Source organism: Megasphaera stantonii (assembly GCF_025567065.1).
Classification (GTDB): domain Bacteria; phylum Bacillota; class Negativicutes; order Veillonellales; family Megasphaeraceae; genus Megasphaera; species Megasphaera stantonii.
Genome location: NZ_JAOQKD010000001.1, coordinates 411,696 through 422,968, shown reverse-complemented (window position 1 = coordinate 422,968; position 11,273 = coordinate 411,696). Strand labels below are relative to the sequence as shown.

15 protein-coding genes are annotated in these 11,273 nt (G+C 53.9%); 11 read left to right on the top strand and 4 right to left on the bottom strand.

Features of this window, described 5'->3' with window-relative positions; genetic code table 11:
* Positions 1-49 precede the first annotated feature (49 nt).
* Positions 50-1,510: an ATP-binding protein gene (locus tag OCV58_RS01945; protein WP_267312751.1), complete on the top strand. Its 1,461-nt coding sequence runs from the start codon at positions 50-52 to the stop codon at positions 1,508-1,510.
* A gap of 128 nt (positions 1,511-1,638) precedes the next feature.
* On the opposite strand, the gene OCV58_RS01940 is transcribed toward OCV58_RS01945, so the two are convergent.
* Positions 1,639-2,508 carry a DMT family transporter gene (locus tag OCV58_RS01940; protein ID WP_154876734.1) on the bottom strand — a complete coding sequence of 290 codons (870 nt, stop codon included), beginning with the start codon at positions 2,506-2,508 and terminating at the stop codon, positions 1,639-1,641.
* Positions 2,509-2,713: 205 nt separating this feature from the next.
* On the opposite strand from OCV58_RS01940, the gene OCV58_RS01935 reads away from it, so the two are divergent.
* The 5 genes from OCV58_RS01935 to OCV58_RS01915 all read left to right on the top strand — a co-directional run bounded on the left by OCV58_RS01935 (position 2,714) and on the right by OCV58_RS01915 (position 5,232).
* Positions 2,714-3,250 (top strand): flavodoxin family protein, encoded by a 537-nt coding sequence (locus OCV58_RS01935; protein ID WP_154876732.1) that lies wholly within the window; start codon positions 2,714-2,716, stop codon positions 3,248-3,250.
* Between the two features lie 112 nt (positions 3,251-3,362).
* The gene (gene rpsF, locus OCV58_RS01930; protein ID WP_087477210.1) at positions 3,363-3,647 is read left to right on the top strand and encodes a 30S ribosomal protein S6; all 285 of its coding nucleotides are present in this window, start codon (positions 3,363-3,365) and stop codon (positions 3,645-3,647) included.
* A 16-nt stretch (positions 3,648-3,663) separates the two neighbouring features.
* Positions 3,664-4,107 (top strand): single-stranded DNA-binding protein, encoded by a 444-nt coding sequence (locus OCV58_RS01925; RefSeq protein WP_087477211.1) that lies wholly within the window; start codon positions 3,664-3,666, stop codon positions 4,105-4,107.
* Positions 4,108-4,150: 43 nt separating this feature from the next.
* A complete protein-coding gene (rpsR, locus tag OCV58_RS01920; protein ID WP_087477212.1) occupies positions 4,151-4,381 on the top strand; it encodes a 30S ribosomal protein S18 in 231 nt (76 codons plus the stop codon).
* 140 nt (positions 4,382-4,521) lie between these two features.
* Positions 4,522-5,232 (top strand): sulfite exporter TauE/SafE family protein, encoded by a 711-nt coding sequence (locus OCV58_RS01915; RefSeq protein WP_267312750.1) that lies wholly within the window; start codon positions 4,522-4,524, stop codon positions 5,230-5,232.
* On the opposite strand, the gene OCV58_RS01910 is transcribed toward OCV58_RS01915, so the two are convergent.
* On the bottom strand, positions 5,229-5,762 hold the full coding sequence (locus OCV58_RS01910; protein ID WP_154876728.1) for an LOG family protein: 534 nt from the start codon (positions 5,760-5,762) through the stop codon (positions 5,229-5,231). The two genes, OCV58_RS01915 and OCV58_RS01910, sit on opposite strands and share 4 nt — an antisense overlap.
* Positions 5,763-5,963: 201 nt before the next feature.
* On the opposite strand from OCV58_RS01910, the gene OCV58_RS01905 reads away from it, so the two are divergent.
* A complete protein-coding gene (locus tag OCV58_RS01905) occupies positions 5,964-6,725 on the top strand; it encodes a hypothetical protein (RefSeq protein WP_154876726.1) in 762 nt (253 codons plus the stop codon).
* A gap of 58 nt (positions 6,726-6,783) precedes the next feature.
* Here OCV58_RS01905 and OCV58_RS01900 read toward each other — a convergent pair whose 3' ends face one another.
* Complete coding sequence (locus OCV58_RS01900) at positions 6,784-7,269, bottom strand: GNAT family N-acetyltransferase (protein WP_154876725.1); 486 nt, start codon at positions 7,267-7,269, stop codon at positions 6,784-6,786.
* A 9-nt stretch (positions 7,270-7,278) separates the two neighbouring features.
* Positions 7,279-7,986 (bottom strand): helix-turn-helix domain-containing protein, encoded by a 708-nt coding sequence (locus OCV58_RS01895; RefSeq protein ID WP_267312747.1) that lies wholly within the window; start codon positions 7,984-7,986, stop codon positions 7,279-7,281.
* A gap of 212 nt (positions 7,987-8,198) precedes the next feature.
* Here OCV58_RS01895 and OCV58_RS01890 point away from each other — a divergent pair, with 212 nt between their 5' ends.
* The 4 genes from OCV58_RS01890 (at position 8,199) to folE (ending at position 11,261) form a co-directional block, all read left to right on the top strand.
* Positions 8,199-9,416, top strand: a complete 1,218-nt coding sequence (locus tag OCV58_RS01890) for a MalY/PatB family protein (protein WP_154876723.1) — start codon at positions 8,199-8,201, stop codon at positions 9,414-9,416.
* 306 nt (positions 9,417-9,722) lie between these two features.
* On the top strand, positions 9,723-10,052 hold the full coding sequence (gene queD / locus OCV58_RS01885) for a 6-carboxytetrahydropterin synthase QueD (protein WP_107195348.1): 330 nt from the start codon (positions 9,723-9,725) through the stop codon (positions 10,050-10,052).
* Complete coding sequence (locus OCV58_RS01880; protein ID WP_154876722.1) at positions 10,042-10,704, top strand: radical SAM protein; 663 nt, start codon at positions 10,042-10,044, stop codon at positions 10,702-10,704. The genes queD and OCV58_RS01880 overlap by 11 nt, the downstream gene beginning before the upstream one ends.
* Positions 10,704-11,261, top strand: coding sequence for a GTP cyclohydrolase I (gene folE, locus OCV58_RS01875; RefSeq protein ID WP_154876720.1), 558 nt, complete (start codon positions 10,704-10,706; stop codon positions 11,259-11,261). The genes OCV58_RS01880 and folE overlap by 1 nt, the downstream gene beginning before the upstream one ends.
* Positions 11,262-11,273: the final 12 nt, after the last annotated feature.

The window sequence follows — 11,273 nt, the reverse complement described above, 5'->3', positions numbered from 1 at the left end:
TTTGTTTGCCATAGCAAAAGAATGAGAGGAGGCGATTGTTTTGAGTGAAATGGCTATGTTTTTTGGCGAGTCTCGGTACATAGAATATAAGCGGGAAGTTCCGAAAGATAGTTTAAAATACATGAAATCTGTTGTAGCGTTTGCTAATGGTGACGGCGGACAAATTATCTTTGGCGTTGAGGATAATACCGAAAAGGTTATTGGTGTACCTGCCGAGACCTTATTTCAAACGATGGATGCGTTGACGAATGCCGTAACGGATAGTTGTGAACCCATGATTATACCTAATATAATGGTTAGAGAAATAGATGAAAAGCAAATTATTATCATGGAGATAATGCCGGGAATGGAACGGCCATATTTTATTAAAAGCAAAGGAATGATTAACGGTACCTATATCAGGACTGCTGGAACGACTCGTCCTGCCGATCAAGTTATACTGCAAGAGCTAATTTTAGAAGGCCGTAATAAATTTTTTGATCAGGAACCTGTTTGGCATGGAATGGTTGCCGACTATGAAATTGATGCATTATGCCGGCAGTTGTATGAGATTGCGTTAAAAAATGCTAAAACGGCAGAACAAAGACAGGCTGTAAAAAGAGTTACGAAGAATACGTTGTTGTCTTGGGGCGTATTAGCGGAACGGCAGCATATGGTGCTGCCGACGAATGCATATTCCATGCTGACGAATACGAACGGTTTGCCGCCGCTTATCCAATGCGCCGTCTTTAAAACGGAAAACAGAGCTATATTTGTAGATCGCAGGGAAATAACCGGGACAGTACAGGAGCAAATAGAAAAGGCGCTGCAATATGTGCTGGAAAAAATAAATATGGGTGCCCGATTTCACGGCATCTATCGAGAAGATGTGTATGAATTGCCGCCAGATAGTCTAAGAGAATTAATTGCGAATGCAGTAGTACATCGAAGTTATTTAGAACCAGCTCCCATACAAATTGCCTTATTTGCCAATCGACTGGAGATTACATCTCCTGGTGGTTTGATGCGCGGCGTGACCGTGGCAAAAATGAAAGAAGGCTTTTCGAAGATTAGAAATAGAGCTTTAGCAAGCGCTTTTGCTTACATGAATATCATTGAGCAATGGGGAAGTGGTATTCCTAGAATTATGCATGAGTGCCAAAAGTATGGGCTTCCAGAATTGGAAATTATAGACTTAGACGGAGATATGCGAGTTAATTTATATAGGTGTACCAAGGCGAAGACTGACCAAAAGACTGACCAAAAGACTGACCAAAAGACTGACCAAAAGACTGACCAAAAGACTGACCAAAAGACTGAAAGCAACCCTATACTAACAGACAATGAAGCGGCTATTTGGCAAATATTGCTGCAAAAACCAAGTTGTACGCAGAAGGAAATGGCCGGGATCCTGCGATGGAAGCCGGGAAAAATTAAATACCATATCCGCAATTTGCAGGCAAAAGGCCGAATCATACGAGTTGGGTCCCATAGGAAGGGATATTGGCAGCTCGTTCAGCCAGAAAAATGATGAATATTCCCGATTCGAAATGAAGAAGCCGGCGATGCCGTTTACATTTTAGACTATACGCACAACGCTCCGGCCTTATAACGAGGAAACGCCCCGTGTCAGCATTATGACTGATACAGGGCGTTTTGTCATTTCTTCGTATTGGACAGGACGATGGCGGCGACCATGAGGACGCTGCCCAGGCATTCCTGGAGGCTGACGCCGTGGTTGTAGAACCAGACGGCTAGGAGAAATCCGAAGACGGCTTCCATGGAAATGATGAGCGAGGCGTGGGCGTCGCTCGTGTGCTGCTGGGCGATGTTTTGAGCCGAGAAGGCGAAGACCGTATTGAGCAGGACGAGGTAGGCGATGCCGATCAGGGCGTTTTCACCGGCGTAGACCAGGGCGTCGGGCAGGCCGGAAAAGGGCAGGGCCAGCAGCCCCGGCGTCAATAGCTGAAAGAAGGTCATGGAAAACATGTCGGCTCCCTTGACGAAGTTGCCGACGTATACAATTTGAATCGAAAAGCAGATGGCCGCCATGAGGGACAGGACGTCGCCCAAGGTAGGCGTCAGATTTCCCGGCTTCAGGCACAGCAGGGCCAGGCCGGTTACGGCCAGCAGGGCGCAGCCGACGTCGCGGCGGCGCAGGGGATTGTGAGCCAGGGCGACGGACAGAAAGGGGACGAAAACGGCGTAGGACGTGACGAGGAAGGAATGGCGCTCTACTGTCGTCAGGGCCAGGCCGTTGAGCTGGAAGATGAAGGCGATGAACTGAATGGCGCCGATAATGACGCCGTATCGTATTTCGCGCCCCGTGCCGCGGAGTATCTGCTTATGGAAGAGCAGGAACATGACGGCGGCGGACAGGAGGAAGCGGGAGCTCATGACGCCGAAGGCCGACAGGGAGGACAAGGCTTCTTTCGATGCGATAAAGCCGCCGCCCCAGATGACGGCGACGAGGAGAAGGGCAAGGTCTGCGGCGAGCATTTTAAGCCGCGGCGTACGGGACAGGTTCATGAAAACACCTCTGTATTAATGTGGCTGAAGACGCGGCGATGGCGTCTTGACTAATTACTGTATTATAACAAGTTTTTGCCATGCTTAAAAGGTAGGGCGAGACATGTGTCCAAAGTATTTGCCTGTCGGGGCTTTTCTTTTTATAATGGAAGACATGAAACCGAGAGCGCCGCAGCAGGCGCACTATAGAAAGGGAGAATATACGATGAAACGCGTACTGATAATTACTTCGAGCCTGCGGGCTCACAGCAATTCCGACGCCCTGGCCGAGTCCTTTGCCCGCGGGGCGAAGGACGGCGGCTGCGACGTGACCTGCGTCAGCCTGAAAGGAAAGAACATCGCCTTCTGCCGGGGCTGCCTGGCCTGTCAGGAACGGCAGGACTGCGTCATTGCCGACGCCGCCGCGCCCATTGCCGAAGCGATGAAAGAGGCCGACGTTATCGCCTTTGCTACGCCTGTATACTATTACGGCTTGGCAGGACAGCTCAAGACCCTGCTGGATCGGGCCAACTGCCTGTTCCCGTCGGACTACCGGTTCCGGGACATTTATCTGCTGGCTTCGGCGGCTGAAGACGAGGCGACGACGATGGACGGGCCTATCCGCGGCATACAGGGCTGGATCGACTGCTTTGAAAAGGCACGGCTGGCCGGTACGGTCTTTGCCGGCGGCGTCAACGACGGCGGCGATATCGAAGGCCATCCGTCGCTGCAGCAGGCTTACGAAATGGGAAAAGAAATCTAAAAAAAGAGTTGAAATCGCCGTTTTTTGGTGATATAATTAAAAAGCTTGAATCGTGTCAAGCTCCTAACCCTTCTGCGGGAAGGGTCATATGTCCAAAAGAGGAGGTGATTTCGTGAACAAGTACGAAGTCATATTTATTGCAAAGCCGCTTGAAGAAGCAGAAGTAGATCCGATCGTTGAATTCGTGTCCAATTTGCTTACGAAAAACAGCTGCAATATCGAAAAGGTAGATCGCTGGGGCAAACGCCATTTAGCTTACCCGGTCAAGAAACAGGCCGACGGCTACTATGTGTTGATCAACTTTGAAGCAGATCCTGCTACGATCAAAGAAATCGACCGCGTTTTGAAAATCCGCGACGAAGTCCTGAAACACTTGATCGTCAAGATCGACGAATAACCGGAGGCGCGAAGGTATGAATTCAGTACAGTTATTAGGCAATTTGGCCCGTGACCCGGAAATCCGTTTTACGAAGACGGGCAGAGCCGTAGCCATGTTTACCGTCGCCTGCACTCGCACGTACGTGCCGATGGGCAGCACGGAACAGAGAGAATTAACTGATTTTATTCCTTGTGTTGCTTGGGGTAATTTGGCGGAAAGCTGCGGCAACAACTTAGCAAAAGGCAGCCGCGTGTTCGTTCAGGGCCGTATTTCCGTGCGTTCCTATGAAACGCCGGACGGTCAGAAACGGTACCGCACCGAAGTCGTTTGCGATCTCGTTGCCCAGGCCTTGGGAAGCGATCACCAGCAGCAGATGCCTGTTCATCAGGCCGCTCCTGTACAGTCCAGACCGGCCGCTCCTGGCGCAGGTTTCGGCAGCATGGGTTCCGATGCTGTTGACGAAGAAATCCCATTCTAAAGTCAAACAAAGCCCTTCTTAATTTTTGAAGGAGGATACATAGATGAGAAGAGAACGCTCGAGAAAACCGAGAAGAAAAGTTTGCAGCTTCTGCGTAGATCATGCTGAACAGATCGACTACAAAGATATTGCAAAACTTCGCCGTTTCACAACAGAACGTGGCAAAATCCTGCCGCGCCGCATTTCCGGCGTTTGCGCAAAACATCAGCGCAAACTGACTGTTGCAATCAAACGGGCAAGAGCTATCGCTCTGCTTCCGTACACGGCAGAATAATACACCATGACATGAACTGTCCTGTAAGATCGTCTTGCAGGACAGTTTTTTTGCGCCTGTTTTGCGGCAGATGCAAGGGCGAAATGTGGTATAATTGGAATCATACCTGCGAAAGAGAGAAGGAGGCGCCGCTCGTGTCGATGCTGGAAGAAATGCTGTTTTTGCTCGTCCTGTTTGGAGCCAACGTCATTCAGGGGATTACGGGCTTTGCCGGGACGCTCCTGGCGATGCCGGCGTCGATTCTGCTCATCGGGCCGGATAAGGCCAAGGCTATCTTAAATATCATGGCCGTGCTGTCGTGCAGCATGATCGCCGTGCAGTCCCTGCGGTACGTCGACGTCCGGGAGCTGCTGAAAATCATCGCGGCGATGCTGCTTGGCATGGGCGTCGGAATGTATGCCTACGCCGTCTGCCCATTGACCTATCTGATTCCCGTGTACGGAGCCTTCGTCATGGCCGTCGGGGCGCGGAATCTGTACGCGAAAAAAGCCCCTTCCTTCTCGCGGAAAGAGGCTTGGGCCGTCCTATTGGGCGCCGGCGTTGTCCACGGCATGTTCGTGTCCGGCGGGGCCCTCCTCGTCGTGTACGCGGCGGCGACGTTCCGGGACAAGGAGGTGTTCCGCAGCACCCTGGCTGCCGTGTGGGTCATCCTCAACGGCCTGCTCATGGGAAAGGATTTTTTCAGCGGCGTATATGCCGGCGATGTCGTCTTTCTGACGGCGGTCAGCGTCGTGCCCCTGGCAGCGGCCATTTACGTCGGCACGGCGATTCACCGGCGCATCAACCAGGCCTTGTTCATGAAGCTGTCCTACGCCCTGCTGATCCTGTCGGGAGCTATGCTCGTCCTTTAGCGGCGGAGGATTTTTTCGATGCCTTCAATGGACGTAACGAAATTCGCCTTTTCGCGGCCGGCTTGATTGAGAAAGCCGGCTCTTACCATGTGGTCGAATAATTTCTCTAAGTGGTCGTAGCAGCCATGGATGTTGTACAGTATGCAGGGCTTGGCGTGGCGTCCCAGGCGGGCTGCCGAGATGGCTTCGGCGATTTCCTCCAGCGTGCCGGCCCCGCCAGGCAGGGCGATGAAGGCATCCCCCATCTGGAGCATGGTGTCCTTGCGCTGGCTCATCGTGTCTACCGTAATGAGCCGGGTCAGGCCCGTGTGGACCTCTTCGGCTGTCTTGAGAAACTCCGGGATGACGCCGATAGCCTTGCCGCCGTTGGCTAAGACGGCGTTTGCCAGCTTTCCCATCAGGCCGGTCCGGCCGCCGCCGTATACCAGCGTAATGTCGTGGGCGGCCAGCCATTGACCCAATTCCGACGCCTTGTGTTCATAAATCGGTTCGCTGCCGGCGCTGGCGCCGCAGTAGACGGTAATATTCACGAGTATGTCCTCCTGTCTTTTTCTTTTCTTTATTATACAGCAATATGCCTTCGGCTTTTGTAATCCCTTGGCGAAATATACGTAATATTTTTGTCGGAGCCTTGGAACGGGCCGTCGTTTTTCTGCGATTTTCGTTGTATTCCGGGAAGGGCAGGCGTATAATGTGATGTTGCAAGAGGTAACAAAAGGAGTTGATCTGAATTGAAAGCAACTACATGTATCGCCTGCGCAGTCTGTGCCTTAGGCCTGACGGCGCCGTGTCTGGCTGAGGAACCGCTGCCCGCCGCGGCCGCAGCCGTCGTATCGGTCCAGCCGGCGCAGGATGAGTCGGCCGCGTCGTGGCTCGAACCGGCTGCCGGCGAATGGTACGACCTGAAGGGCGAGTTGGCCATGACGATCAGCGGCAGCACGATCAACGGCTGTCCCGTCACGGCGGAAGCAAACTGTACGTACGGATATCCCCGCACGGGCCATTTCACGATTTCCGAAAGCCAGGGGACGAGAACCCTGACGCTGGATTTGCTGGGCCATAAATCCCACCAGTATCTCATCGTCGACGGCAAGACGGCCCTGCGCCGCTCTATTCATCCCGAATACAGCGAATCGGTCGGCGGTATATACTTGGGCATGACAAGGGACGACGTGACGGCAAAGTACGGCTATCCCAATGAAATCACGGCCGATCAGGGCATGGAGCACTGGTCGTACGGCCTTCACCGCATGGACGTATTCTTCCAGGGCGGCATCGTCATGGCCGTCCGCCTGTATAAAGGCAGCGATATCAAATTTGATAAGTCCGGCCTGGGAGCCGACGCGGCGATGGCGGCCTACGCCGAAGCGTATAAGCTCGCCGCAGTGCCGGTCATTCCGGCGGACGACGGCATCCTGTCGCCGGCCTACGACTTGCCTCAGGGCGAAAAATTCCACGTCAGCCAGCGTTACGTCCAGCTGTCCGTGGACTGACGAAAATATATTCATAACGCAGGTTCTTTCCCCTGTTTTGCGGGGCAAAGGGCTTGCGTTATTTTTGTATAGAACGCTCCATGGCAAAATTGACCAGGACTTGTCCTGCCCGATGAACGCACTGCCGGCGGACGACGGCGTAGCCTCGCTGCTCAAAAAACGGCCGGGCCGTCAGGGAGGCGTCGGTGCGGATCTTCGCATGGCCTTCGGCGGCGGCGCGCCCTTCGATGCGTTCCGCCAGGGCCTTGGCGACGCCGCGGCGCTGGTAGTCTTTGCCGACGTATAGGCAGTCGAAGTACTCGCCGTCCCGGCTGGCGAAGCCGACGATGCGGCCGTCCTGTACGGCGACCCATGTGTCTTCCTCTTTTAAGAGGTTCTGCCAGCGGGACATGGCCGGCTCCTTCGGGGCCCAGGCGTCGGCCTGCTCCGGCGTGTAATCCTTGAGGTTTACGCTGTGAATCGTATCGTAAAACAGCGACACGACGGCCTGCAAATCTCCTTCTTCGTAGGGGCGCAGGCAGAGCTGCGCAGCTGATGGCTTCATAGTCTCTCCTTATCCCGTGACGGCCAGCATGTTGTAGAGCTTTAAAATGCGGATGTCTTCCTTTGAAATATGCAGGGCCTTGATGAAATCGGCCGTTTCCGCAGCCGGCTTCTTCGTAATCAGAGCCTTGGCGGCAATGGGCATGAAGGGCCGCGACGACAAGCCGTAATTTAAGACCCATTTGTACGGGGCGTCTAAATACGAGGCCAGCATGTTGATGGTGTACTGCTCCATGGGCGTGTCCCTGTTCTGAAAAACGAGGCGCGTCAAGGCGTCGTAGTGGACCATGCGGCCTGTGTAGGTGTTTTCGCAGTGCTGATACTGGGAGACGTCGTCATAGGTCATGTACATCATGACCTTGTACGTGTTGTCGGCCTGCTTTCCGCCGATTTCGATGAGGCTCCGCGACAGGCTGTTGTTGCGGCCGTCGAAGGTGTACATGTACAGGCGGCGTATTCCCTGGAAGAAGGAGGGGACGGCGTCTTCCTGGCGGACGGGCTCCGGCTCGGGCGCATAATACAGAAGCTGCTCCGGCGAAACGCCTAAGGCCGCGGCGATGTCGTATAAGGTGTCGACGTCTAAGGAAATCTGCCCCTTTTCATATTTGGAAACGGTGGCCTTGCTCTTGCAGATAGCGTCGCCGAGTTCCTGTACGGTCCAACCCTTCTTTTTTCTGAAAATATTAATTTTTTTGCCTATTTCCTCGCTTATAGGCATGATGCTCACCTGTTTCTTATAAATCTTTCTGGAATCGGAAATACGAGGTTATATACATAGTATAAGGAAAAAATCGGAGATTTTCTACTATAAGGAAACAAATTTAGAAATATTGTTTCGTTTCGCGAGAAAGGTCCTGCTTTGACGAGGGACGTCTTCTTTGGTATGCTGTGTACATAACGAAACGCATACTGATGAAGGAGATGACTGCCATGACTTACGATTTTGATGAAATCATCGACCGCCGCCATACGAACGCCCTCAATACGGACGGCTTCCGCGGCTATATTTTCCACGCCGGACCGGAGAAGAAATTTCCCTTTGCTGACGACGAATTCGTCCGCATGTGGGTGGCCGACATGGAATTCGCCACGCCGCCGGAAATCTGCCAGGCCATGAAAGACCGCATCGACCGCCGCATTTTCGGCTATACCCTGCTGTGCGACGACTCCTACTACGACGTCTTTGCCGGCTGGTGCCAAAAGATGTACGGCTGGACCTTCCCCAAGGAAGAGCTCGTCTTTTCGCCGGGCATCATTCCGGCCCTGTACGAGCTCGTCGAAGACCTCGTCAAGGACACGGAAAAAATCCTCATGGTATCGCCGGCGTACGGCTTTTTCCAGCACGCCGCCGAATACGCCGATCGGACTTACGTATGCTCGCCCTTGATGTACGATGCGGGCAAATTTTCCATCGACTTCGACGACTTCGAGGCGAAGGCCGCCGACCCGCACATGAAGCTGGTCATCTGGTGCAATCCTCACAACCCGACGGGCCGCATCTGGACGGAAGAGGAGCTCCGGCGCGTCGCGGCCATCGTAGAAAAGTATAACCTCTGGATTATCAGCGACGAAATTCACTGCGATCTCCTGCGCTGCGGCAAGACCCACACGCCGATGGGCAAAATCATGGCGGATTATCCCAAGCTCGTGACATGCATGTCGGCAAGCAAGACCTTCAACATGGCCGGCCTCATGTTCTCGGACATCATCATCCGCGACGCCGAGCTGCGGCGCCATTTTGCGGCCCGCGACAAGACTGTGGGATTCATCAATCCCTTGTCCCTCGAAGCCCACAAGGCGGCCTACCTCTCTTGCAGCGACTGGCTCGACCAGCTCCGGGCATATCTGGACGGCAACTTCCAGTTCGTCAAGGACTACGTAGCGGAGCACCTGCCGAAGATTTCCTTTGAAATTCCCGACGCGACGTACCTGGCCTGGATGGACATGAGTCCCTACCTCGGCGACGTGGAAAACATCCCCGATTTCTTTGCCAACGAAGCGGGCGTCCTCCTCGAAGGCGGCGACAGCCTGTTCGTCGGCAACGCCAAGGGCTTTATCCGCCTGAACCTGGCCATGCCCCGTTCGATTATCGCCGAAGGCCTGAAGCGGATGGACGAAGCGATTCAGAAGCATTTGGCGACGAAATAAGAAAAACGATTCTATAGCTGCAAATTGACATACCTCTCCGGTGAAGACGAGCCTTGCCTTTGCCGAAGAGGTTTTTTGATACCTATACAAGGGGGGTTAGTGTAAAATAATTGTGGGAAAACTTTACTGCACAAAAGTGAAGAACAAGGGGGCAGATATTTGACGTGTTTTCGCAAATTCAGTATAATGGAGGCATGCCGAGGCAGGTGCAGGCTTGTTTGAAACTGAATCGGCGTACCGGGCTGATACCGGTTATTTTTTTGCGGTTTTGATGACTTGTTTGATGCGAAATTGTGAGGAGTTTCTATGTATACAGTAACGAAACGGCTGGAAATCGCGGCGGCTCACCGCCTGAGCCTGAATTACGAAAGCCAGTGCGAAAACCTGCACGGCCACAACTGGATTATCTACGTGACGTGCCGGCGGGAAGAGCTGAATGAAAACGGCATGGTCGTCGATTTCAAGGAAATATCCAATATCGTGAAGGGGAAGCTGGATCACGCCTATCTGAACGACGTGATTCCCGGCAATCCGACGGCGGAAAACATCGCCAAGTGGATCTGCGATTCCATTCCCTTTTGCGTCAAAGTGAGCGTGCAGGAATCGGAAGGGAACGTGGCGACGTATGAAGTATAAGTTTCCCGTCGTAGAAATCTTTGACAGCATCGAGGGAGAAGGAAAGCGAACAGGCTACCTGAGCACCTTTATCCGCTTCGCCGGCTGCAACCTCCGCTGCTCGTACTGCGATACGGCCTATGCCTTGTCGGCAGACGACGCGGCGGCGGAATACACGGCGGACGAATTGGCGCAGATCGTGCTGGACAAGCCCTGGAGCCGCGCGACCCTGACAGGCGGCGAGCCCATGCTGCAGCCCCTGCAGGAGCTGACGGAACGGCTTTGCCGCGGCGGCTGCGAGATCAATATTGAGACGAACGGCGCCGTACTGCTGCCTTCCCGCCGGCCTGAGGGCTTGTTTTATACGATGGACTGGAAATCCCCCTCGTCGGGCATGAGCGAAGCCATGAAGCTGGAAAACCTGCAGGAACGGCTGACGCCTGCCGACGTCGTCAAGTTCGTCGTCGCGACGAAGGACGATTTAGACGACATGGCCTATACGATTTCCCACCTGCTGCCGGCATCGCGGCCCTTGCTGTACGTGTCGCCCGTGTGGGGCGAAATCGAACCGGCGGCCCTCGTCGATTTCGTCAAGGAGAAGGGCCTGGACGACGTGTGCGTGCAGGTGCAGCTCCATAAAATCATCTACGATCCGGAGGCCAGAGGCGTATAATGGACAGAGAAAAATTAAAGCAGGCAGCGGCGCTGATCCTGGAAGCCATCGGGCAGGACGGCCGCGACGGGACGAAGGAGACTCCGGAGCGGTTTGCCAAGATGATGGAGGAACGGCTGGCCTATGCCGGCGTTTCCAACGAAGAAATCGCTAAGGAATTCGATAAGGTGTTTCCCTGTGATGACGGCAATATGGTCGTTGTCAAGGACATCGACGTGTTCAGCTTTTGCGAGCATCACATCGCCCTCATGTACGATATGAAAATCGCTATCGGCTATATCCCCAAGGGATGCGTCATCGGCTTGTCGAAGCTGGCCCGCATTGCCGACGCCGTCTGCCGGCGCCTTCAGCTGCAGGAGCGCATCGGCGCCGATATATACGACGTGCTGCGGCGCATCGTCAAGACCGACGACATCATCGTCTGCATTCAGGGCGAGCATTCCTGCATGACGGCCCGGGGCATCAAAAAGCCGGGCTCCCAGACGCGGACCTTGTACGCTGGCGGCGTCTTTGACGATCCCCTGCGGAGAAATGAATTTTTTAACCTCATACGGTAATGCATACAGGCT

Coding starts and splice junctions, on each gene's coding strand:
- OCV58_RS01940 (WP_154876734.1), bottom strand. CDS start 2,508: ATGAACCTGTCCCGTACGCCGCGGCTTAAAATGCTCGCCGCAGACCTT.
- OCV58_RS01915 (WP_267312750.1), top strand. CDS start 4,522: ATGCTGGAAGAAATGCTGTTTTTGCTCGTCCTGTTTGGAGCCAACGTC.
- folE (WP_154876720.1), top strand. CDS start 10,704: ATGGACAGAGAAAAATTAAAGCAGGCAGCGGCGCTGATCCTGGAAGCC.
- OCV58_RS01945 (WP_267312751.1), top strand. CDS start 50: ATGGCTATGTTTTTTGGCGAGTCTCGGTACATAGAATATAAGCGGGAA.
- OCV58_RS01925 (WP_087477211.1), top strand. CDS start 3,664: ATGAATTCAGTACAGTTATTAGGCAATTTGGCCCGTGACCCGGAAATC.
- OCV58_RS01890 (WP_154876723.1), top strand. CDS start 8,199: ATGACTTACGATTTTGATGAAATCATCGACCGCCGCCATACGAACGCC.
- OCV58_RS01935 (WP_154876732.1), top strand. CDS start 2,714: ATGAAACGCGTACTGATAATTACTTCGAGCCTGCGGGCTCACAGCAAT.
- rpsR (WP_087477212.1), top strand. CDS start 4,151: ATGAGAAGAGAACGCTCGAGAAAACCGAGAAGAAAAGTTTGCAGCTTC.
- queD (WP_107195348.1), top strand. CDS start 9,723: ATGTATACAGTAACGAAACGGCTGGAAATCGCGGCGGCTCACCGCCTG.
- OCV58_RS01895 (WP_267312747.1), bottom strand. CDS start 7,986: ATGCCTATAAGCGAGGAAATAGGCAAAAAAATTAATATTTTCAGAAAA.
- OCV58_RS01880 (WP_154876722.1), top strand. CDS start 10,042: ATGAAGTATAAGTTTCCCGTCGTAGAAATCTTTGACAGCATCGAGGGA.
- OCV58_RS01900 (WP_154876725.1), bottom strand. CDS start 7,269: ATGAAGCCATCAGCTGCGCAGCTCTGCCTGCGCCCCTACGAAGAAGGA.